Origin of the sequence: Psychrobacter sp. KFRI-CH2-11 (genome assembly GCF_038239325.1) — a bacterium.
Taxonomy (GTDB): Bacteria; Pseudomonadota; Gammaproteobacteria; order Pseudomonadales; family Moraxellaceae; genus Psychrobacter; species Psychrobacter celer.
Genome location: NZ_CP151283.1, coordinates 1,295,243 through 1,317,181 on the forward strand (window position 1 = coordinate 1,295,243; position 21,939 = coordinate 1,317,181).

The window sequence follows — 21,939 nt, forward strand, 5'->3', positions numbered from 1 at the left end:
ACGATAAGACGAGGAGATAAACCATGGACATTAAAGCCCCCGATTTGGGTGTCGATAGTGCCGAAGTCAGCGAAATTATGGTCGAAGTTGGCGATGTCATCGAAAAAGACGACAATATCATTTTATTAGAGTCTGACAAGGCATCAGTGGAAGTACCAAGCTCTGCTGCTGGTAAAGTCACCAAAATCAGCGTTGCTGTTGGTGACCAAGTCAGTGAAGGCATGGTGCTCATTGAGCTTGAGAGCGCTGCGGCCGATACACAAGCAAAAGCACCAGCCAGCGAAAAGAGCACTGATGACGCCCGCAATCAAGCGGATGAAAAGGATGCTGGCGCACAGTCTGAGACCACAACTGAGTCTCAAGCTGGCGATGCTAGCTCGTCAGAGTCCAAACAGCCTGCGACGAGCGCGGGTACAGCCAGTACACATGCATTGCCAGATTTAGGTGTTGAAGAAGCGCAAGTGGCCGAGATTATGGTCAGCGTCGGCGATACCGTCAGTGCTGAGCAATCGATTTTGTTGATTGAGTCGGACAAAGCCTCGGTGGAAGTACCAGCCCCCATCGCTGGTAAGGTCGAAAAAATACTGGTCGAAGCAGGCGACATGGTCGCCAACGGTCAAGATTTTATTGTCATTATTGGTGAGGATGAGACCAATAGCACATCTGAGACACAGGGGTCTGAAACAGAGTCATCTGCAACAGAAGCCGCGTCAGCCAAGGCAGATAGCGAGGCTGGCAGCAGTAAGCAGCAAGCCAGTGCTAAAACACAGTCGACCGCTAAGCCAAAACAAAGCGCTCAAGCGACAGGCGCTAGTGCTGCCAGCAAAAGCGGTGGCAAGCTGACAGAAAGTCAAGTGAATGAAAAGCTTGTCGATGTGTATGCAGGTCCTGCCGTACGTAAGCTGGCACGCCAAATGGGTGTGGATATTACTCAAGTGAGTGGCTCAGCACTCAATGATCGTATCTTAAAAGAAGATGTGTTTGCTCATGTCAAAGAAAGCTTAAGCAAACAAAAAGCGGCGCCGACAAACAGCGCTGGCGCTCAGGCAAGCCTGCCAAACTTACCCGATATGAGTAATACCGAGATTTGGGGAGAGACTGAGACTCAGGATCTAAGCCGCCTACAAAAGGTCTCTATACCGCAGCTTAACTACAGTACCTTGCTGCCACAAGTCACACAGTTTGATTTGTCCGATATCACCGAGACTGAAAAACTGCGTGGTGAGCTCAAAGGCGGTATGAAAGCTGAAGGTATTGGCTTTACTATCCTAGCCTTTGTGGTAAAAGCGACTGCTCATGCCTTGACGCAGCACCCACGCTTTAACAGTCATTTGAGCGATGACAATACTCAGATTATCGTACGCAAAAGCGTCAACATGGGTATCGCTGTGGCGACGGATGATGGGCTTATCGTACCCGTTATCAAAAACGTTCAAGACAAAGGTCTTAAGCAGATCGCCATCGAAATAGGTGAGCTGGCAGCAAAGGCTCGCGATAAAAAGCTCGGTACCAAAGACTTACAAGGTGCAAGCTTTACCATATCGAGCCAAGGCAACCTAGGGGGCACCGCCTTTACGCCGTTGGTCAATTGGCCACAAGTGGGTATCTTAGGGGTCTCTGAGGCCAGTATGCAGCCGCGCTGGAACGAAACCAAGCAGACGTTTGAGCCGCGTTTGATGCTGCCGCTGTCGTTGTCTTATGATCACCGAGTGATTAATGGTGCTGATGCAGCAGTGTTTACCCGTTATATTGCTACCTTATTAGCCGATCCGCGCCGTATTTTGCTGTAGTTCTGATCGACAGCGCTTTTGAGTGCTGTTTGGCTGATAGATTGCATCAATGGTTATGTATTATAAAAAGACTGTCCGCATGGATGGTCTTTTTTTATAGGCTTATAAGATAAAGTGCGCCAACGTGATATTGGGTTGATTATAAAAAAATAACAATAAATAGATTGCAGCAAATCATACAGACAAAAAAGCCAGCACATCGGCTGGCTTCTTATCTAGTGTACTTTATTTGCTATGATAGATTTCTTAGAACTGTTTTACAAACGCAACGCCATATACCCATGGGCTGATATCGACTTCACCAATTTTATCACCGTTTAGGCTAGCGTCAGTTTTGATGTCCATGTAGCGCGCGTCAATACGGAAAGACTCAGTAGGCGCATATGGGATGTCAAGACCGATATGGCCAGCAACGCCAACGCTATCATCAAGATCTAGGTCATAATCGCCAGCTAATGGAATATAAACTTTTTCTTTAAAGAAAGTTGTATAGTTCACACCAACACCAACGAAAGGCTTCACATTCATAGGCAGGTTATAGCCGTCGAAGTGATACTGTACAGATAGAGTAGGGGGTAGATGCTGAGTTTTGGCATCAACTTCGTTACCATTTGCATCAGTTAGCGTAATGTCATGATGGAATGGGATGGCTGCTAGTAGCTCAACACCAACGTTATCAGCGATGAAGTATTCGCCACTGATGGTTGGGCGCACATCGCCATCAACGTCAACTGCAAAATCGCCTAAAGCAGTAGATACAGTACCGTTGTCACTTTTAGGGTCAACATAGTGTGCACCAGCGGCCACTGTCCACGTACCAGCAGGAACGGCAAAAGCAGAAGTCATAGTAAGTGCAGTAGCAGCGGCTAAAACTAGGGATTGTAGTTTCATCGTTTGATTCCTTAACGTAATAGAGGATTATCAGCCAACTAATGAGGGGTGACAGTAGTGACCAATACATAATATTATGATTATTGATTAATCTGTAACATTATAACGCCATTATAATACAAAACCACTATTTCTGTAAGGTAATAAATGGTTATTCTCAGTATTAAACCAAGACTTTTGCGTAAAGTTATCGATATCGAGGTATTGTGAACTTTTAGAAGTAGATCATAGGTAAAGGATAAAGGTTTTATTTTATCATCCAGCGCCGTAAAACCACATCCTTCTAGGGCGTGGATATCAGGCGTCAGCCATTGTCGTACAATATTGTGAATACCTTGATAACCAAACGCATTGAGATCATAATTAATCCATGAAAACGCTCAAACTACGCATCAAAGACAAACATGCCACTCAGCTCAATATCTTGGCTGGGTCGGTTAACTTTGTCTGGAATTACGTCAATGAGCTTAGTTTTAAACATCTTAAGCGTACAGGTCAATTCTTTTCAGCCTATGATTTGGCCGCTTATACCAAAGGCAGTGGCGAGTATTTAAACTTGCACAGCCAAACCCTGCAAGCGATTAGTGAGGTTCACGCTAAATCCCGTAAACAGTTTAAAAAAGCCAAACTCAACTGGCGCACCAACAACCCAAAGGCCAAGAGAAGAAGCTTGGGCTGGATTCCTTTTAAAAAGACAGCCGTAAAACACCTATCAACTCGTCAATCAGGCAAGACAAGCCTTAAATCTACCATTCAGCTAAGCCTTGCTAAGGGTAAAAAGCTGACCATTGATGTGTGGGATAGCTATAATCTCTCCCTCTACCGTATCAATACGTGCGAATTGGTACAAGACAGTCGTGGTCACTGGTACGCCTGTATCACCGTCAAAGATTTTCCAAAGATTAAGTGTGGTACTGGCCAAGTCGGTATTGACCTAGGCTGTAAGGATTCAGCGGTCAGTAGTAATGGCGATGTTCTAACCACTAAGCTAACCCATCAATATGCTGAAAAACTGGCCATTGCTCAACGCGCTAAAAACAAAAAACGAGTTAAGACGATACACGCCAAGATCAAAAATACCCGCCAAGACTTAATCCATAAATTCACCAATAAATTAGTCAAAGCCAACAGCCTAATCGTTGTTGGCAAGATTAAATCAACATCATTCACTTCATCCAAACTGGCCAAATCCGTCTATGATGCTGGTTGGTTTGAAATAAAACGGCAACTGGATTACAAATGCGCGAACGCAGGTTGCCACTATATCGAAGTCAATGAAGCGTACAGCACCCAAACCTGCTCGTGTTGCGGCTCCCGCCAAGACAGTCCGAAAGGTAGATCAGGGCTTGGTATAAGAGAGTGGTTTTGTCGTTCTTGTAAAACGACCCATAACAGAGATGTTAATGGAGCAAAAAACATTCTCGCGGTCGGGCTTGGCCGTCTTTAGTAGGAATCCCCTCCGTTTAGGGAGGGGAGGAAGTCAAAAACGGAGGCGCGCCATATTATGCTTGGTTATTGTAGTAACTCTCCTCTGCGTTGTACTAATGCACGGACGATGCAGCTATTAAATGAAGTAGATGGCTGTTGTCCTGAGTGCCATCTGTTTTTGTTGCCTGCTCAAAATATCAGCCGGCAGTTAAAGGTTGATGAACGGTTTTTACGATTGGCCATCTTGGCAATTGCCTTTACGCTGCTGATAACTGTCTATATTTACTATAAAAATTTTGTATAATCTGAGGGCACACGCTGGCTGTGGATAACACGCAGCAGCCGATCGACGCCTTTTAGGTCAGCTTGGGCATTATGGTGGTCACGGTGATGTTTTTTGCGGCAATGGCGATTTATTTTATTTATCCACGCGCGGGTTTTACCGCATAAGGTCAGCATGCTATTCCAATCTATACGGCGCTTGCGTTTTTTTGTTTATGATATTTTGCAAAACGATGAGCATGACACTCGGTTTAGCCGTTATGTGGACTACTTCCTGATTTTTTTGATCATGACCAATGTCGCCGCTGTGATTGCCGAGTCTGTAGACAACTGGTATTACCCTTATCAAGACTATTTTATTTGGTTTGAAAATTTCTCTATCGTTATTTTTTCTATCGAGTATTTGTTGCGTCTGTGGAGTGTGGCCGAAGCCAAACCAGATAATACCACTTGGCGTCAGCGCTGGGAGTGGCTCAAAAGCCCGTCGGCGATGATCGATTTGATTGCAATCGTCCCTGCCTTTTTAAACTTCTTTGTCTCTATTGACTTACGCTTCTTGCGTATCTTGCGTCTATTTCGGATTCTGAAACTCACCCGCTACTTTGCCTCTATGCGTATCTTGCTGGTGGTCATTAGTAAAGAAAAAGGCTCGTTTCAAGCGGTTATCTTTATATTGATTATCATGATTGTCACCGCCTCTAGCGGGATTTATTTGGTCGAAAATCACGCACAGCCAGATGAGTTTGAGTCGATACCGAAGGCGATGTGGTGGGCGGTGGTGACGCTGACGACTGTCGGCTATGGTGATGTCACACCGATCACCAATGCAGGCAAGATATTGGGTGCCGTCATTACCATATTGGGTGTGGGTCTGGCGGCATTGCCAGCTGGTATTTTGGCGACTGGTTTGGCCAATGAGCTGGCTCAGCGCCGCGAGGAGTTAGAGCAGCATTTTCGTGAGCAGCTGATTGACAGTGATTTTGATTTGGTGCAAAACCAGATGATGATTGACAAGATTCGCCGTGAGCTCGGGCTGGATAAGGAGCAGGCGCAAAATATCGTTTTACAAGTACTGCGTGAGCAAGAGCTTGAGCGCCGCGAAAGAGAGGTGAAAAGGCGGCAAAAGAATTACTGCCCGCACTGCGGCGAGCCGTTATAGAGCAGTGCACTACTCAACACGCCCTAGTCTTTTTTATCCGTTTTGTGTTTGAGAGGTTTTTACAGCTTTATTTCGACAGCTTCATTCCTGCGATTTCATTTTTATGGTCTCATTTTCTGGTTTTAATGGCTGCAGTCAAACGCTGTGGCTGATTTCTCTTTATAGGCTTTTTATAGACCTTGAGGGATAGGAAGGGCGCGCGCCAGTTCATAGGCGACTTGCTGCGCGGCTGTGGCCAAATCCTCTGCTGCCAGTGGTAAGTTTTGCAAAGTTAGATGCCAGTCATCTACTTCTCGGCGCAAATGAGCGACCCAAAGTGTTTGGCAGTCGCGTGGCAGCTGTTTGAGATTGACTTCAAAACAGCGATTGCCTTCATCATCACTCAGGTGTATCTCGCCTTTTTTGACTCGAGAAAAAGGATGGCCGTGATAAGAGTTGGCCATCATGGCGATATGGGTGATATGCGCAGGAATTTTGTCTAAATACAGTCTGATCTGCTCTTGATCAAGCGGTGCCAAATACATGGCCTGCTCACCGCGATCTTTGCCATTTAAGCTATCGCCTTGATGGCGTACCGACTCCGCTTTGTCTCGCAGCTGCTTAAACCAAACGATATCGCTGATGGTACAATTGTCATCGTATAACGCGCACGCGATGTCGATATCTATCGCGCCTTGGTTTTTTTTAAAACGTTTTAGCAGTCCCTTTGGCTCAATTCTGGTAAATTCGTAGTTTAGCGCAAAAAACAAAGTCCCCGCATCTAAGCCTAGTCCTCTTAAGCTGTCGGAAAGTAGTGGCGATGGGGTTGTGGTCGACATAGTGTTCCTTTTACAATGGTTCGAGTTGCAATGGTTCGAGGATGTTATCGTGGTTTGAGTCTGTAACGCTTAAGACAAAATAACACCAGTTAATCAGGCTTATTATCAGTGGCGTTATTGGCGCTGTTATCCAAGACGGCTCGATATAGCAGCTCGGGATGAGCATTGAGCAGGCCACTACCAAAGCCGCGTAACCACCAAACCAGCTGTGAGGTTAGGTTGACCGTGGCTTTGATGGTTAGGGTGTCGTCATCATTGACGGTGACGACTTGATCGTCACTAAGCTTACTTTCTGTCAGACTCTTGCCAGCTTGTTTGGTGAATTGTAGCTCAATGGCCGTGTTTTTGCCACGCTCAGGTAGCTCGCCAAACAACGGATGACTAAAGCCCATACTGCCTGCCTCCAAATAGGTATCAAGCTGAAAATCCTCTGGCGTTTGTGCCGGACTCTCTAAAATCTCAACGCTATCAAACCGGTGCAGAGCAAAGGTGCGAATGATGGCTTCTGGGTCATCGGTACGGGTCGCTAATAAATAGATAATCACGCCGCGCTGAATGATGGCAATGGGGTTTAGCGTATATTCGCTGGCCTCATTTTTGTTGCTACGGGTGTAGCAGGCTTTGACCTGCAATTGATAAAAAAGCGCGTGATACAGATTGTCTTTGCTCTCGAGGTCAATGTGCGGGGCGATTAAGGGCTGAGTAGCAGGCTCAATGCGTACTCGGTCGATCCAAGAGTGCGTGACTTTACTGTTTTTTAGCTGTCGTCTTGCTAAATCAAACCAAGGAAACAGCTCGTCTAAAATCACGGGCGGTAATAGCTGGGTGAGATTGGCCTCTACCATATTAAAAGCCACCGCTTGTGATAGATTCATATGCGGTAGGCTGTGTAGCGGGGCATCGTCACGCCAGCGCCAGCCTTGCGGGTTGGCGTTGTTTTTTTCGATGGGAAAGCGTTTGGACAAGGCGTTTAGGTCGCGCTGTACGGTGCGCAGACTGATGTCAAATCCTGCAAGTTTGAGCTGCTCGTAAATGTGCGTCGTTCCCACCCAGCGATTGCGCTGTAGCTGTGAGAGTACTTGCCACTGCCGCGCCGTGGTTGCCGCGCCATGACGATTATTATGATGAGTCTCTGCAGCAGGGGCATCGGTGCTCGTGCGCTGCTCGTCTATTCGCTCATCTGTGTGGGTATGATGTACAGTCATTCAGAGATAACCTTTATGAAGTCGTAAATCAATGTCGCAATCGATATGGATATTTTAATGCTGGTATTTTAACGAGTTCGTCGCGGGTTATCATGGCAGAAAAGCAGCTTGACGTCTATCTTGACATCTATGTTGTGTCTATCATTGATGAGCAGCGCATGATAAACGACGGTAGCAGGTCGTCAGTCCATGATCTGATGCCTGTCACCATCAGGGCTGGGCGATATCAGGCGACTCATCAGCTGTCGTGATATCCGCGCTTGAGTGGCCGTCATTGCCTTTTTTGCCCTTATCCTCTTGACGTTGACGTCTTTTTTTCTTGTCTTTTTTCTTTTTTGCCTTGCGCTTTTTTTGGCTGGTTTGCTTGGCATCTTTGTCCTCAATATCGTCATCGACGTTTTGGTTTTCGTCCCACAGCAGTAAGCGATTTAATACTTTGCCAAACAACGTGTCTTTACGATAGCGGCCTTTTTTATTCATGGTGTCGATAGGCAGTCCTGTCATCAGTGTCAACGCCTCACTTAAGCTCTGCACTCCATAGATATGAAACTTACCAGCTTTGACCGCAGCGATGATGTCGTCACGCAGCATCAGCTGCTGGACGTTGGCAATAGGGATGACCACGCCTTGCTGGCCTGTCAGTTCTTGCTCGCGGCAAGCATCAAAAAATCCAGCGATTTTAGCGTTGATACCACCGACAGCTTGTACCTCGCCTAATTGGTTCATGGAACCAGTAATGGCTAAGGACTGATCGATTGGCACATCGGCTAAGGCTGAGAGCAGCGCGCAGCCTTCGCTGACTGTGGCGCTATCACCATCGATCTGCGCGTAGCTTTGCTCAAAAGCAAGTGAGGCACTAAAGTTAAGGGCGTGGTGTTGACTAAACAGCGCCCGCAAATAGCTGGTCATAATCAGCATACCCTTAGCATGCAGACTACCGCCCAAATCCACATCGCGCTCGATATCGAGAATCTCACCTGCGCCGATGTTGGGTTGAATGACGGCGGTGAGGCGTGCTGGCATGCCAAACTCGCTATCGGCATAACTGACCACGGTCAGGGCGTTGACTTGCCCGACCGCATGACCTTGGGTTTGAATGAGCTGCTGGCCGTTTTTTAGCTCATCCCAATATAAGTCGCGCAGATACCCTGAGCGCTCGTCCATATCGTCAATGGCTTGCATGACATGATGGGCATCAACGATATGCTGGCCATCTAGGCGCGCATGACGATCAGACTCGTGCAGCAGTTTGATCAATAAGTCGCTGTGTAAGCTTAAGCGGTCTTGGTCTTCGGCTTGTAAGCTCAAATGCTCAAGCAGCGCCGCCTGTGCATTGCGATCAAATGGATAAAGGCTAGCATGATCGATGATATCAGCCATTTTTGCCACCAATGCCAACTCGTGCTCAGGGCTGCGCGTCACATCGTCGTGGAAGTCGGCACGCACCTTAAAGACGGCATCAAACTCAGGCTCGAGCTCCAAAAGCTCGTAATATAGGTCAGCTTCGCCCAGCAAAATCACCTTGACATCAAGGTCAATGGGAGACGGTGCAAGCGATAGGCTACCTGTCAAAGTCAGCATTTGCTCAAGGCTAGAGAGTTTGATTTTGCGTGATTGCAGAGCGCGTTTGAGACCTTGCCAAGCATAAGGATGCTCAAGTAAATGACTGGCCTCCAACAACAGATAACCGCCATTGGCACGGTGTAGAGCGCCCGCTCGAATCATACTGACGTCAGTGGTGACTGTGCCCAACTGGGTGATTTGCTCGACATGTCCCAATAGGTTTAGATGCGTCGGCAAATCCTCAAAGACCACAGGTGAACCACTGTCTGGCGCGTGACTGACGATGACATTGACCGCATAACGACTGGGAGTGGTGGCCAGCACTGCTGTGACAAACTCTTCATCATCGCCATTGACGATGCGCTCGGCATGCGTGACCATATCTGCAGATACGGCTTTTAGGTAATCGACGACTTGTGGCTGAGCTGCAAACTGCTGATAAACTGGGGCAAATAACGGCTGTAGTGCACGGCGTGCAATGTCACGATGCAGCGCTTCGATGGCGTCATTGGCTTCGTCTTCTAATTGCTCTAGTGCGACGGTGAGCTGACTTAGGCGCTTTTGCATGTGGTTTTTTTGTACGAAGTTGTCGAGCTCGGTTTCGTACTCGTCATCGCCATAGCTGTCTTCGTCTTGCTTGCCACGACGATGCGCCGTCTCATTGGGCTTGGCCGCGGATTGCGGATTATCGGATCTAGGGCTGGCGGGAGTGTGCTCAGCGGCGGTATCGGCGGCGCTGCTACTCTCCGTTGGCAGCTGACTCGGATGGACAAACACCGCTTTGTTATCAAACGAGCGAAACGTCAAAGCCAAGTCGTATTGCTTGCCTTCGGCATTGAGCACATCATAAGCCTGACTTTCTTTTTGATGGGTGGCGTTTTTGATGGCTTCTATTTTGCTTTGGTATTGATCACTGCGAAAACGCTGACTGAGGCGTTTTTTGGCTTGCTGCCACAATTGACTCACCTGCTGCTGCAATATCTCTGCTTGTCCAGCAGGTAGGGATAATGCTTGCGGCGTACGGGGATCAGCGAAGTTATGCACATAGACCCAGTCATCAGGCGTTGATGCATCGGCGGCGATGCGAGTCAATAAACGGCTGATGACCGTACGTTTGCCCAAACCGTTTTCGCCTGCGGCAAACACATGATAGCCACTGGCTTTGATGTCTAGGGCAGTTTGCAATGCTTTTAGCGCTCGCTGCTGGCCAAAGCCCACGTCCAAATCAGGGGCAGATCGGGTGTCGCTTGGCAGTGCCGCAGGATCGCTATAGCGCTTCAATTGCGCAGCGCTTAGGTGGCAGTGCTGCTTCACTTCTAAAAAACGTGGATGCAGCTGCGTTACCTTTTTTGCGTGTTTTGTCTGTTCTTTGGTGGTGTCTATTGCTGGGTCGGTCAGCTGAGTCGAGGGTGTTACCATATCATTAGTGTCTTGTTTGGTCGCGTTTTTGATGATTGGGAAGTGTTGCTATGAGGCGGTTTGATTATCGGTGTCTAGGATGCGGCCTTTAAAAATGAGCGATTGGTTTTTTAGTATATTTCATCATAAAGCCGCGGTATTTGCTGCGTATGATAGCAGTAAACCCCCAGCGGTTTGCTATGATTAAAGAACAATAAGCCTCAAAGACTGCGCAGATAGTATAAGATGTCTCACATTGGGGCAATCTGCAACTATTCAATACGCGGAGTGCGTGATAAAATAGACGGTTCACATGTCAAAACTGGATAATGCGCCTTATGTCAGCTTCTGCCAAAAAAACCTCACCATCTACCAGCGTGGATCATGCCGCTATCGATCCGGCCGGCTTTGTTAAACTTGGCACACAGCTGCCAGCACTGGCCGATACGTTGGCACAAGCGATCAATGAGCTGGGTTTGTCTTTGAGTGAGACGCAGCAGCGCACGCTATTATTGTACTTAGATCAGCTTTTATTGTGGAATAAGGCGTATAATCTCACCGCCATCACTGATCCCAAAGAAGCACTGATCAAGCATGTGATTGATTGTTTGGCTATTATACCGCATTTGCCGTCAGGGTCACTGTTAGATATCGGTACAGGGGCAGGGCTGCCAGCCGTTATTATCGCGATTTGCCAGCCTGAGCGCGCTTGCACAGCCTTAGACAGCAATCAGAAAAAAATTCGCTTTATCAAACAAATCAGTAGTGAGCTTGGCCTACATAATATGCAGCCTATTGCCTCTCGTATCGAGGCGCATGAGGCCAGCTATGAGGTGGTGACCTCGCGGGCCTTTGCCAGCCTGATTGATTTTGTCCACGTGGCACAGCCAAGACTGGCCGCAGAGGGGTGCTTGTGTGCGATGAAGGGCAAAGCGCCAAGCGATGAAGAGCTGCAAGCGCTCGAGCACGACTGGCGTATCGACACCATAAAGTTAACAGTGCCACGTTTACATGATAGTCGTCATTTGATTGAATTGTCTGCTAAAAATGTCTAAGCTATGAGCCCGTGCGGTCGTGAAACATCGTTTACCTTGATATCCAAATAGCATATATTGACGAGTATCAAGGCTGCAGGGTGTTGTGATTGCAAGCGATGTCTGCAAGCATCAGTAAAACATAGAATAATAGTAATAGATCCTAATAAAATTGAGTGAGTGTATGGAAATCATAGCAATTGCCAATCAAAAAGGCGGCGTGGGTAAAACCACGACGGCGGTAAATTTGACCGCCAGCTTGGCTGCTAAGCGCAAGCGTGTCCTGCTGATTGACCTAGACCCACAAGGCAATGCGACCAGTGGTACAGGTGTCGATAAAAACGAGCTGTCCTTGACCATCGCTGATGTGCTGCTCGATGGCGTCTCGCTGGCTGATGTGATTGTCTCAAGTCCTGCTGGGTTTGACGTGATTGGTGCCAACCGAGATTTGGCAGGTATGGACATCACTTTGATGAACAAAACAGACAGTCATGAGCTGTTTAAAAATGCCATGGCAGCGCTGGTAGAGCAGCAAGCCGCTACCAACACACCGTCTTATGATTATGTGATTATCGATTGCGCGCCGAGTTTGAATTTATTGACAATCAATGCTTTGGTGGCAACTGATGGCGTGATTATTCCGATGCAATGCGAATACTATGCGCTAGAAGGGCTGGCCGACTTGTCGCAGACTATTGAGCGTTTAACGGAGCTCAATCCAAATCTCTATATACGCGGCGTCGTAAGAACCCTATATGATGCACGTAACACACTCGCACGCGATGTCTCAGCCGAGCTTGAGGCGCATTTTGGCGATATCATGTACAAAACCCACATTCCCAGAAACATTCGTCTGGCAGAGGCACCTGCCCATGGTCTGCCGGTGATTGCGTATGAGAGGTGGTCAAAAGGGTCGCGCGCTTACCAAAAACTGGCCGCTGAAGTGATTAAGCAAAGTGCCTAAAAACGCGGCGTGGCCAGCGTTAGAGTAGATAAGCAGTAACTATCATATTTATAAGTAATGAGTAAGCCGCATTTGTAAAAAATGGGCTTTTATTTTAGTGTTAGAGGATAGGTAATCATGGCGAAAAAGAGAGGGTTGGCGGCCAATCGAGGCTTAGATGCCTTATTAGGGTCAATCAAAAAAGAAAAGCAAATTACCGCCTCTGCCTTGCAAGACGATATGGCTGCGCGTGGCAATGCTGCGCCCGTCGACACGTCAGATACCTCGCCATCAAACACGAACGCAAAAGCGCCTAGTGTCGCGACTCGCTCTGAGCGTACCAATGCTGCTAAAACCCAAACGCGCGCTGCTGATAGCAGTGGCCGAAAATCACGGGCTACAAACAAGGCAGCGGCCAAACCGCGTGCCACAGGTACAGACAACAGTGCGCTTGAAGATCAAATCAGCTTGGTGCAGATCGATGTCAAACGCCTGCAAGCGGGTAAATACCAGCCGCGCCGTGATATGAGTGAAACGGCGCTGGCAGAGTTGGCATCGTCTATCGAGCAGCATGGCGTCATGCAGCCTATCGTGATTCGTCCACTACTGGCCAGTGAAGATAAGAGTGAGGATTTTGTCACGCACGAAATCATCGCAGGTGAGCGGCGCTGGCGTGCGGCCAAGATGGCAGGTAAGCCAGTCATTCCAGCGATTGAACGCGCTTTGTCTGATGAGCTGGCGATTGCGCTAGCATTGATTGAAAACATCCAGCGTGAAGACTTATCCGTGATTGAACAAGCCGCTGCACTGCAGCGCTTTCATACCGAGTTTGGTATGAGCCATGCGATGATCGCTGAGGTAGTCGGTAAGGCGCGTACAACTGTGTCAAACTTGCTGCGTCTCAACCAGCTGCATGACACGGTCAAAGATCATTTGGCCAACAATGCGCTTGATATGGGGCATGCGCGTACCCTGTTGGCGCTCTCTTCTGAGCAGCAGCCGATCATCGCCCAAAAGATCATCGATGGCGGCATGACGGTACGCGAAGCTGAGAAACTGGTAAAATCTATCCTCCAGCCTGCGCCAAAAGTCAGCCGCGCTGAGCAAGTGCAATCACGTGACGTCGAGCGTTTGACCCAGCGCCTGACAGATATGCTCGGCGCTGAAGTAAAGCTTAAGCACAAAAAAGACGGGCAGGGCAGTGTCGAGATATTTTTTCATAGTCAAGACCAGCTGGCCGCTTTGATCAAACAGATAGAAGCGCAGGCTTAACAAGCGCCATCTTTATAACAACTATTTAAAAAAAATATAAAAGAGAAGCAATATGTGGGAGTTGGTAAAGGCAGGTGGTTGGTTGATGACGCCGATTGTGTTGTGCTCAATTTTGGCATTGGTCATCATTATCGAGCGTAGTCATACCTTACAGTTTAACAAAATCGTTCCAAGCAGGCTGCGTGAGCAGCTAATCACACGCTTGCGTGAAAACGGTGATATCGGCCGCACTCAGCTGATGAACGTTAAAGAAAAAACCCCATTAGGCGATATCCTAGCGACAGGGCTGCTCTATCGCCAATATGGGCTAGACTCGATGACCATGCACATGCAAAACCGTGCCAGTGTGCAAATCCATCAGTTAGAAAAAAACATCAATATGCTCGGCACCATCGGCGCGATTGCCCCACTGCTTGGGCTATTGGGTACTGTACTGGGTATTATTTCATCGTTTTTGGCGATTACTGATGGCGCGATGCAGGACCCGACGATGCTAGCTGCTGGGGTATCACAAGCACTGATAACCACAGCTGCAGGGATGATTGTGGCCATCCCTGCACTGGTGGCCTATCGCTATTTTCAGCGCCGTATCATTGATATCAATGCACAGTTTGAGACCCAAGCGGGTTTGATGATTCAAGAGCTATACGACTATCACCTGTTAGCAGATAGTAATCTGGCGGATATGCGTCAGTTTCCTTCTGCTGCAGTAGAGGGCGCGGCAGACTCAGCGCCTGCTATGCATGGGTTAGAGGTCAATGCTGAAGCAGCCATGACCTCATAATCTGCGTCAGTGGTTATCAGTATTCTACGTTATCAGTATTCTACCAAGTGTGGTATTGAGTCAATTAAAGAGAATGGTATGCGCTTTAGAAAACCGACGGTCGAGCCCCTTGAAATCAATCTGACACCGATGATTGATTGTTTATTATTCCTAATCGTGTTTTTGTTGTTGGCCACCTCGTTCAATCATTTTAGCCGTTTAAATATCATTCTCCCTGAGGCAGAAGGGGTGGCGCTGACAGAGCAAAACAGTACCATCGAAGTGGCAGTGCAAGAAGATGGCAATTATCTTGTCAATGGCATCACACTTGCGAGCAGCAATGAAGCGGAGCTGACCAGTATGCTTCAGCAAGAAGCCGGCAGCAATCGTGAGATGCTCTTTGTCATCGCGGCAGATGCCAATGCCACGCACCAATCAGTCGTGCGTGTGATGGATGTCGCTGGCAAAATGGGGTTTTTGAACCTAAATATCAGTACGGTTGTGCCGCTTGGCCAATCGTTACCGCAATAATATATGGCCTGCTCGATGCCGCACTTATCTGTACAGCTGTAGTTCTGTGAAGGTGCAGTATAGATGCAGTCCATTCATGTTATGACACCCAAATTGAGGCTTTTATGAGCCAAGCTTATTCATCAAACGCTAAAAAACCGTCTGCAAAAAAACAGTCGGCTGCGCCCTCAGGTACGCCAAAATACCAGACATTGCTGCGGCTGCTACGCTATCTTAAGCCGTACTGGTGGGCGTTGCTGCTGACGGTTGTGGGGTTTGCGATCAATGCGGCAACCGAGATTTGGATTGCCAAACTGCTGCAATACATCACTGATGCCATCAATCAAAATGACCAAAGTAAGCAAGATTTGTTTCCACTGCTTATTATTGGTCTGTTCTTTGTTCGCGGTGTGGGTAGCTTTTTGGGTAACTATTACTCCGCGTTGGTGTCGCGCAACTTGGTGTATGAGCTGCGTGTGGAGGTGTTTAATAAGCTGCTGCGTTTGCCGAGTGCGTTTTATTTGGCCAATCCGGCTGGCACTATCTCCTCAAAGCTGATATTTGACGTCGAGCAAGTCACCGCTGCCAGTACCGACTCGATGAAAACGGTGTTGCGAGATGGTTTGACTGTGATTGGTCTGATTGGGTTTTTGCTTTATAGTAATTGGCGTTTGACCTTGATTTTGTTTGTGGTGTTGCCGCCCATATTATGGCTGATTCGCATCGCATCCAAGCGTTATCTCAAGTTGTCAAAAGGCATCCAAGAAACCATGGGGGATGTCAGTCATATCACCAATGAAGTCATCGGTGGCTATCAGGTGGTCAAAAACTACGGCGGCCAAGCTTACGAAGCCGAGCGTTTTGATAAAACCTCCAAAAAGAACCTGCGCCAAGGTATGAAGGTCGTCGTGACCAACAGTATCAATACCCCAGCGGTACAGCTGCTGATGGCCATGGCGATGTCGGTGGTGGTTTGGCTGGCCCTTAGACCATCGGTAATCGACAATATCTCTGCCGGTGAGTTTATCTCGTATATCGCCGCGGCAGGACTGCTCAGTAAGCCGGTTCGATCCCTGACCGATGTCAATCAAAAATTGCAAAAAGGCATTGCCGCGGGTGAGTCCATCTTTGCGCTACTTGATGAGCCAGAAGAAAAAGACACCGGCACAGTCAGCCCAGCGTTGTCTGGGGAGATATCTCTGGACAATATCAGTTTGGTGTATCCCGATTCGACCGTAGCGCTGCGCGACTTTACGCTGGATGTGCGAGCAGGGGAGACGGTAGCCTTGGTAGGGCGCAGCGGCGCTGGTAAGTCTTCATTGGTCAACTTGTTGACGCGTACCTTGTCGACCTCCTCGGGGCAGATTACCTTGGATGGACGGCCGATTGAGGATATCAAACTTGAGAGTCTGCGCGCGCAGATTGCGATGGTCAATCAGCAGGTGGTGCTATTTAATACCACTGTTTTTAATAACATCGCTTATGGCAGTTTGGCCAATAAAAGCCAAGCAGAGGTAGAAAAAGCAGCCAAAGATGCGTTTGCTCATGATTTTATTATGAAGCTACCAAATGGCTATCAAAGCGAAATCGGTGCGGAAGGTCTGCAGCTGTCAGGTGGTCAGCGTCAGCGTTTGTCTATCGCTCGGGCACTGCTAAAAGACGCACCGATTCTTATACTAGATGAGGCGACCAGCGCGCTGGACAATGAGTCAGAGTACTATATCCAGCAGGCACTTGATAATGTTATGAAAGACCGGACGACATTGGTCATTGCTCATCGATTGACGACCATTGAGTCCGCTGATCGTATCGCAGTCTTAGATGGTGGTCAGCTTGTAGAGCTGGGCACCCATGATGAGCTGATGCAAAAGCAAGGTCATTATGCCCAGATGTATGCCCGCGATTTTGAGTAGCCATTGGTGCGTGCAAAGCTTCAAATCAACGAATAAGTGAGCAATCAGCCTTGAGTATTGAGACGACAGTGACGCGTGCATGGCAACGCAAAGCCGCTTGGCTATGGCTGCTGTTGCCTATTAGTTGGCTGTATGGTCTCATCATCACGCTGCGCCGCCAGGCTTATCGATGGGGGGTGTTTGCCAGCTATCGGGCGCCCATACCTGTCATGGTCATCGGTAATATCAGTGTGGGCGGTAGCGGCAAGACGCCATTGATTATTGAGTTGGTGAGCCATCTACAAGCGGTACATCGTATCAAGGTGGGGGTGATTAGTCGCGGCTATGGCGGCGACACCAGTCAGATGCCAGCACTGGTCGATGCCAGCAGCACCCCTAGCGTGGTCGGCGATGAGCCGTGTTTGATAGTCAATATGACAGGCGCACCGATGGCGGTCAGTCCCAATCGGCAGCAAGCGATCACAACGTTATTGGCCGCTCACCCAGACTTGCAACTGATCATTGCCGATGATGGCTTGCAGCATTATGCACTGCAGCGTGATATAGAGTGGATCGTCGTGGACACCGCTCGCGGTTTTGGTAATAAGCAGCTACTACCGACAGGGTTTTTACGTGAGCCATTGTCTCGGCTTAAGGGTGCTACTGTGGTATACCATAGCAAGCAACAGATAAGTCCAGCCCCCGAGCACGCAAGCAAGCAAAAGCAGGCGAATCAGCGCCTGCTTATGTATATGCAAGCGGACAGCATGCAGCCTTTATGGAGACCTGCATTGGCGAATACCCAAAAACCAAACGCTGCGAAGGCCGATATACAGACGAGCGAGCAGCAAGACCCTCTGGTAGCGCCAAAGACAGGCAGTCAAGTACATGCAGTCAGCGGCATCGGTTATCCGCAGCGTTTTTTTGAGACGCTCACAGATTTAGGCTTTGAGGTCATCGCTCATCCTTATCCAGATCACTATGAATTTACTTTGGCGGAGCTGCTACAGTATCGTCAGCATCCTATTGTCGTTACCACAAAAGACGCTGTAAAAATCAAAGCATTACTCTCAAAGGCCATGGCTGATAATGCGCTAGATGATGACTACCAAGCGCTGGTGAGTAGGCTCTGGGTATTGCCAGTTACCGCAGTGCTCTCTGATGATTGCTACCACTTATTGACAGAGCAATTACAGAGACTGGATATCGATATCAAATCTCATCAAGCCCTAAAATAAACAAAAAAATAAAGCGGCTCTAAAAACAGTCATTATCAAAGATAGTCATTATCAAAAACATATAAGACGGTACGTCACATCAAATCTGCTAAGGAAGTAACCATGTCTAACATTGAGTCTGTCATTGACCCTGCTACTGCATCTATGGCTGCTACCAAAACTCACATTGTGATTCCTGCCCGCTTTAAGAGTACTCGATTACCTGGCAAGCCGTTGTTAGCTATTCATGGCAAACCGATGATTTTGTGGGTCGCTGAAAAGGCGCAAGCGGCACATTTTGCTGATGACATGTGTATCGCAACTGATGATGAGCGCATTGCTCAGGTGTGTGTGGACGCAGGGTTTGAGGTGGTGATGACCAGCCGCGAGCATGCTTCGGGTACAGATCGTTTAGCGGAAGTTGCAGCCATCAAAGGCTGGGCCGATCAGGATATCGTCATCAACATGCAAGGCGATGAGCCGCTGGTGCCGCCTTTATTATTAGAACAAGTAAAGGATCTATTGGTCGCGGATAAAGCCAGCGTCATGGCCACCTTGTGTGAGCCGATCGATGATTATGAGACTTTTTTGCGTCCTTCAGTGGTCAAGGTCGTCAGTCAATATACCAATGCGCTGCAGCGCGCGCTATATTTTAGCCGCGCGCCTATTCCTTGTGACCGTGACGTGGTATTGGCAGACGAGCCAAACAAGCAACCACCCAAAAACGCTTATCGGCATTTGGGGCTTTATGCGTACCGCGTGAACTTACTACAGCAGTTTGTACATTGGCCACAGACCCCGCTTGAGACCTTAGAGAGTCTGGAACAACTACGCGTACTAGAAAACGGTGGTCATATTTCCATCGCGACTGCAGCGTGTCATCTGCCGGCTGGGGTCGATACCCAAGAGGATTTGGATCGCCTCAATGCGATGGCGTTCACCGACTTTCAGAGCCCGAGCAGCATGACTAACTAAAATAGCCTAAGCAAAACTACTATTAAGCTTTCAAGTCATTTTATAAAGCTGGAGCGATAGGTTATACAATGGAAAATATAGGTGCATCAAAGACTGCAGATGATATTTACTTTGCGCCATTATTGCCATGGCAGCAAGCACTATGGTCGCAGCTCACTGACCGCGTCACTCGGCAGCAGACTTTGCCGCATGCTCTACTGGCCGCAGGCATGCAAGGCATGGGCAAACGTGCTTTTGTTTGGCGTCTGGTGGCGTGGCTGTTATGCCGCGAGCGTGCAACCCATCCGCAAGGGGCGTGCGCCACGTGCGAAAGCTGTCAGTGGCTCAGATCTGGTACACATCCAAGCTTGCAGACGCTGCCACTTATCAGTATGCCAGTCAGTATCGACAATACAGAAGCTACAGAAAAAGCCGGTAAAAAAAACACCAAGACCACAAGCAATAGCGCCTTAAAAATAAAAGTAGATGACATCCGCGCGCTACAGCCCTTTATTTATCAAGGTGGCCAAGGCCTGCGCATCTGTGTGTTAGACCATGCAGAGCAAATGACGGTCGCTGCTGCCAACGCGCTGCTCAAGACCTTGGAGGAGCCGCAAGCGCAGGTACATTTGTTTTTGATTAGCGACAGTCCAGCCCAACTGTTACCCACGATCAAAAGCCGCGTCCAGCAATTGGCGTTACAGACGATTGAGCCTGCAGTCGCCATGGATTATGTAACGCAGGCACTTGGGGCGACGGTCAACCGTGAAGCCGTTAGCCCAGCCGCGCTTCGCCAGCTTATACAACTGGCCAATGGCGCGCCGCTTGCTGCGATCGCCTTGGCTAACGCCCCATGGTATAGCAAGCGTGCCTTGTGGATGACGACTTGGCTGGCGCTGCGAAGTGGCAAACGTAGTAGCGTGGCGGCTAGTGACTATTGGCAATCACAACTTAGTATTATAGAATTTATTCAGCTCTCTGAGCTGATGCTGCTCGACATACGCCGCGTCTGTTTAGGTCTGGCAGTGCTACAGCAAGACATCAATTGGACAGCGCTTACGAGCGATCAGGCTGATGGCCGTACCCCTGACGACAGTGCTATAGAGGCATTTTTTCATCGCTTGCAGCAAAGCAAAGTTGCGCTACAACAAAATGTGCAAGAAAAATTTGCCTATGATAAGCTGATGCAAGAATTGGCGCGTTTATAAACCAACATTTAAAACGAGCGCTCACTCATAAACATTTAACCCAATGACTAAAGGAAGCTGACTATGGCCATGCCAGGACGCGGCGGGGTCTTAACCTGCCATATTGAAGACATCGAAACGCTATATGCCAGCTACTTATCTTTTGTGACCAATGGAGCGTTATTTGTACCGTCTGGTCATCCACATCAGTTGGGCGATGAAGTGTTTATTGCCATCACGTTGCCAAATTCCAGCGAGCGCTTACCTATGAATGGTAAGGTGGTATGGATCAACTCTAAAACCCAAAGTGGCCGGCCAGCCGGTTTTGCGGTACAAATCGGCACCGATATCGCAGGGCAAAGAATCAAAAACGAAGTAGAGCGTTTATTGGCTGGCAAAATCGACAGTTTGCAGTCTACTTATACCATGTAGCTGACGCGTTATGGTGATGACTGGCACGCTATGCTAGGCGTATAAAAAAGGCCGCGGTATCTTAAATGAGATACCGCGGCCTTTTTGTTTAAGACAGAGTAGGGCAAGATAATCATAAGTCGTTAATAACGCGGCGGCACGTACATATCATCTGGGATAGGCTCGCGGTAGTATTCATCATCGCGTTTGCGCTCTGGTAGCTCGACCTCATCACGCGGTACTTCTTTATAAGGGATTTGCTCGAGCAAATGGGCGATACAATTAAGACGCGCGCGTTTTTTGTTATTGCCTTCTACCACCCACCACGGCGCTTCAGGAATATGAGTGCGCTCAAACATGGTTTCTTTGGCTTTGGTATAGTCCTCCCAGCGTCGCCGCGATTCCAAATCCATTGGGGAGAGCTTCCACTGCTTGAGTGGGTCATGAATACGGCTCATAAAGCGTGAGTGCTGCTCGTCATCGGTGATCGAAAACCAGTATTTGACCAAGCGAATACCCGAGCGCACGAGCATGCGTTCAAACTCAGGCACCGACTGAAAAAACTCCTCATACTGAGCATCGGTACAAAACCCCATGACGCGCTCAACCCCGACGCGGTTGTACCAGCTGCGATCAAACAAGACGATCTCGCCAGCCGCTGGTAAGTGAGCGACATAACGCTGAAAGTACCACTGCGACTGCTCACGCTCTGTCGGTGCGGGCAGAGCAGCGACGCGGCATACCCGTGGGTTTAGACGCTGGGTGATGCGCTTGATCGCGCCGCCTTTGCCCGCCGAGTCGCGTCCTTCAAATATCACGACGATACGCTCGCCGCGATCGACCACCCAGTCTTGTAGCTTGATAAGCTCGCGCTGCAGGCGCACCAGCTCCTGAAAGTACAGTCGGCGATCCAGCCTTTCTTGTTCGCTCATCTCCCGCCCATCAAAACGAAAATCACGCACATAATCATCTATTTCGTTTTCTAGCTCTTCATCATAGGTGTCGATAAGGTCTTCGTGCATTTTACGGCGTAGCTCATCATCAAACACTTCCTTGTCCATCCGACTGATAAAGCTGTTTTGCTCGGGTGGGCTAAGCTTTTGACGCTCTTGTGTGGTTAAGAGTCTTAGGTCAATCGCCGAAGGAATTTTACTCATAAAAAGCTCCTGCCAAATATTATTATGATTTTGTTTGTTGTGGTCTTTACTTTAGCACATCTGGC

Annotated in this window: 18 protein-coding genes; 13 read left to right on the forward strand and 5 right to left on the reverse strand. The window is 48.5% G+C overall.

All coding sequences use genetic code 11. The features are described 5' to 3' along the window. The first annotated feature begins 23 nt into the window (after positions 1-23). Complete coding sequence (locus AADH33_RS05435; protein WP_100749526.1) at positions 24-1,790, forward strand: 2-oxo acid dehydrogenase subunit E2; 1,767 nt, start codon at positions 24-26, stop codon at positions 1,788-1,790. Between the two features lie 246 nt (positions 1,791-2,036). On the opposite strand, the gene AADH33_RS05440 is transcribed toward AADH33_RS05435, so the two are convergent. Further along, positions 2,037-2,681, reverse strand: a complete 645-nt coding sequence (locus AADH33_RS05440) for an OmpW/AlkL family protein (protein WP_100749525.1) — start codon at positions 2,679-2,681, stop codon at positions 2,037-2,039. A 370-nt stretch (positions 2,682-3,051) separates the two neighbouring features. Here AADH33_RS05440 and AADH33_RS05445 point away from each other — a divergent pair, with 370 nt between their 5' ends. Together AADH33_RS05445 and AADH33_RS05450 are read left to right on the forward strand one after the other, a co-directional pair. Beyond that, positions 3,052-4,128 (forward strand): RNA-guided endonuclease InsQ/TnpB family protein, encoded by a 1,077-nt coding sequence (locus AADH33_RS05445; protein WP_348549820.1) that lies wholly within the window; start codon positions 3,052-3,054, stop codon positions 4,126-4,128. Positions 4,129-4,566: 438 nt separating this feature from the next. Beyond that, a complete protein-coding gene (locus tag AADH33_RS05450) occupies positions 4,567-5,550 on the forward strand; it encodes an ion transporter (RefSeq protein ID WP_100749413.1) in 984 nt (327 codons plus the stop codon). 170 nt (positions 5,551-5,720) lie between these two features. On the opposite strand, the gene AADH33_RS05455 is transcribed toward AADH33_RS05450, so the two are convergent. The 3 genes from AADH33_RS05455 to AADH33_RS05465 all read right to left on the reverse strand — a co-directional run bounded on the left by AADH33_RS05455 (position 5,721) and on the right by AADH33_RS05465 (position 10,555). After that, positions 5,721-6,368, reverse strand: a complete 648-nt coding sequence (locus AADH33_RS05455) for a TerD family protein (protein ID WP_075102129.1) — start codon at positions 6,366-6,368, stop codon at positions 5,721-5,723. An 89-nt stretch (positions 6,369-6,457) separates the two neighbouring features. Beyond that, complete coding sequence (locus AADH33_RS05460) at positions 6,458-7,573, reverse strand: helix-turn-helix transcriptional regulator (protein WP_100749414.1); 1,116 nt, start codon at positions 7,571-7,573, stop codon at positions 6,458-6,460. Between the two features lie 210 nt (positions 7,574-7,783). Continuing rightward, positions 7,784-10,555 carry an ATP-binding protein gene (locus AADH33_RS05465; RefSeq protein ID WP_348549821.1) on the reverse strand — a complete coding sequence of 924 codons (2,772 nt, stop codon included), beginning with the start codon at positions 10,553-10,555 and terminating at the stop codon, positions 7,784-7,786. A 317-nt stretch (positions 10,556-10,872) separates the two neighbouring features. Between AADH33_RS05465 and rsmG the strand changes: the two genes are divergently transcribed. The 10 genes from rsmG to AADH33_RS05515 all read left to right on the forward strand — a co-directional run bounded on the left by rsmG (position 10,873) and on the right by AADH33_RS05515 (position 20,738). Beyond that, positions 10,873-11,589, forward strand: coding sequence for a 16S rRNA (guanine(527)-N(7))-methyltransferase RsmG (rsmG, locus tag AADH33_RS05470; protein ID WP_100749416.1), 717 nt, complete (start codon positions 10,873-10,875; stop codon positions 11,587-11,589). A 163-nt stretch (positions 11,590-11,752) separates the two neighbouring features. After that, positions 11,753-12,532 (forward strand): ParA family protein, encoded by a 780-nt coding sequence (locus AADH33_RS05475; RefSeq protein WP_100749417.1) that lies wholly within the window; start codon positions 11,753-11,755, stop codon positions 12,530-12,532. A 117-nt stretch (positions 12,533-12,649) separates the two neighbouring features. Beyond that, positions 12,650-13,783, forward strand: coding sequence for a ParB/RepB/Spo0J family partition protein (locus tag AADH33_RS05480; RefSeq protein WP_075102124.1), 1,134 nt, complete (start codon positions 12,650-12,652; stop codon positions 13,781-13,783). 52 nt (positions 13,784-13,835) lie between these two features. Next, on the forward strand, positions 13,836-14,567 hold the full coding sequence (locus tag AADH33_RS05485) for a MotA/TolQ/ExbB proton channel family protein (RefSeq protein WP_241900677.1): 732 nt from the start codon (positions 13,836-13,838) through the stop codon (positions 14,565-14,567). A gap of 78 nt (positions 14,568-14,645) precedes the next feature. After that, positions 14,646-15,077, forward strand: coding sequence for an ExbD/TolR family protein (locus AADH33_RS05490; RefSeq protein WP_100749418.1), 432 nt, complete (start codon positions 14,646-14,648; stop codon positions 15,075-15,077). 104 nt (positions 15,078-15,181) lie between these two features. After that, on the forward strand, positions 15,182-16,969 hold the full coding sequence (msbA, locus tag AADH33_RS05495; RefSeq protein WP_100749419.1) for a lipid A export permease/ATP-binding protein MsbA: 1,788 nt from the start codon (positions 15,182-15,184) through the stop codon (positions 16,967-16,969). A 50-nt stretch (positions 16,970-17,019) separates the two neighbouring features. Beyond that, positions 17,020-18,186, forward strand: coding sequence for a tetraacyldisaccharide 4'-kinase (gene lpxK, locus AADH33_RS05500; protein WP_348549822.1), 1,167 nt, complete (start codon positions 17,020-17,022; stop codon positions 18,184-18,186). Positions 18,187-18,288: 102 nt separating this feature from the next. After that, positions 18,289-19,140, forward strand: a complete 852-nt coding sequence (kdsB, locus tag AADH33_RS05505; RefSeq protein WP_348549823.1) for a 3-deoxy-manno-octulosonate cytidylyltransferase — start codon at positions 18,289-18,291, stop codon at positions 19,138-19,140. A gap of 68 nt (positions 19,141-19,208) precedes the next feature. Beyond that, positions 19,209-20,327 (forward strand): DNA polymerase III subunit delta', encoded by a 1,119-nt coding sequence (locus AADH33_RS05510; RefSeq protein ID WP_348549824.1) that lies wholly within the window; start codon positions 19,209-19,211, stop codon positions 20,325-20,327. 63 nt (positions 20,328-20,390) lie between these two features. Further along, complete coding sequence (locus tag AADH33_RS05515; protein ID WP_348549825.1) at positions 20,391-20,738, forward strand: PilZ domain-containing protein; 348 nt, start codon at positions 20,391-20,393, stop codon at positions 20,736-20,738. Positions 20,739-20,860: 122 nt separating this feature from the next. Here AADH33_RS05515 and ppk2 read toward each other — a convergent pair whose 3' ends face one another. Continuing rightward, positions 20,861-21,874 (reverse strand): polyphosphate kinase 2, encoded by a 1,014-nt coding sequence (gene ppk2 / locus AADH33_RS05520; RefSeq protein WP_348549826.1) that lies wholly within the window; start codon positions 21,872-21,874, stop codon positions 20,861-20,863. Between the last annotated feature and the right edge of the window lie 65 nt (positions 21,875-21,939).

Coding starts and splice junctions, on each gene's coding strand:
- AADH33_RS05435 (WP_100749526.1), top strand. CDS start 24: ATGGACATTAAAGCCCCCGATTTGGGTGTCGATAGTGCCGAAGTCAGC.
- AADH33_RS05465 (WP_348549821.1), bottom strand. CDS start 10,555: ATGGTAACACCCTCGACTCAGCTGACCGACCCAGCAATAGACACCACC.
- AADH33_RS05515 (WP_348549825.1), top strand. CDS start 20,391: ATGGCCATGCCAGGACGCGGCGGGGTCTTAACCTGCCATATTGAAGAC.
- AADH33_RS05485 (WP_241900677.1), top strand. CDS start 13,836: ATGTGGGAGTTGGTAAAGGCAGGTGGTTGGTTGATGACGCCGATTGTG.
- AADH33_RS05440 (WP_100749525.1), bottom strand. CDS start 2,681: ATGAAACTACAATCCCTAGTTTTAGCCGCTGCTACTGCACTTACTATG.
- rsmG (WP_100749416.1), top strand. CDS start 10,873: ATGTCAGCTTCTGCCAAAAAAACCTCACCATCTACCAGCGTGGATCAT.
- AADH33_RS05455 (WP_075102129.1), bottom strand. CDS start 6,368: ATGTCGACCACAACCCCATCGCCACTACTTTCCGACAGCTTAAGAGGA.
- AADH33_RS05445 (WP_348549820.1), top strand. CDS start 3,052: ATGAAAACGCTCAAACTACGCATCAAAGACAAACATGCCACTCAGCTC.
- kdsB (WP_348549823.1), top strand. CDS start 18,289: ATGTCTAACATTGAGTCTGTCATTGACCCTGCTACTGCATCTATGGCT.
- AADH33_RS05460 (WP_100749414.1), bottom strand. CDS start 7,573: ATGACTGTACATCATACCCACACAGATGAGCGAATAGACGAGCAGCGC.
- AADH33_RS05490 (WP_100749418.1), top strand. CDS start 14,646: ATGCGCTTTAGAAAACCGACGGTCGAGCCCCTTGAAATCAATCTGACA.
- AADH33_RS05480 (WP_075102124.1), top strand. CDS start 12,650: ATGGCGAAAAAGAGAGGGTTGGCGGCCAATCGAGGCTTAGATGCCTTA.
- AADH33_RS05450 (WP_100749413.1), top strand. CDS start 4,567: ATGCTATTCCAATCTATACGGCGCTTGCGTTTTTTTGTTTATGATATT.
- ppk2 (WP_348549826.1), bottom strand. CDS start 21,874: ATGAGTAAAATTCCTTCGGCGATTGACCTAAGACTCTTAACCACACAA.
- msbA (WP_100749419.1), top strand. CDS start 15,182: ATGAGCCAAGCTTATTCATCAAACGCTAAAAAACCGTCTGCAAAAAAA.
- AADH33_RS05510 (WP_348549824.1), top strand. CDS start 19,209: ATGGAAAATATAGGTGCATCAAAGACTGCAGATGATATTTACTTTGCG.
- AADH33_RS05475 (WP_100749417.1), top strand. CDS start 11,753: ATGGAAATCATAGCAATTGCCAATCAAAAAGGCGGCGTGGGTAAAACC.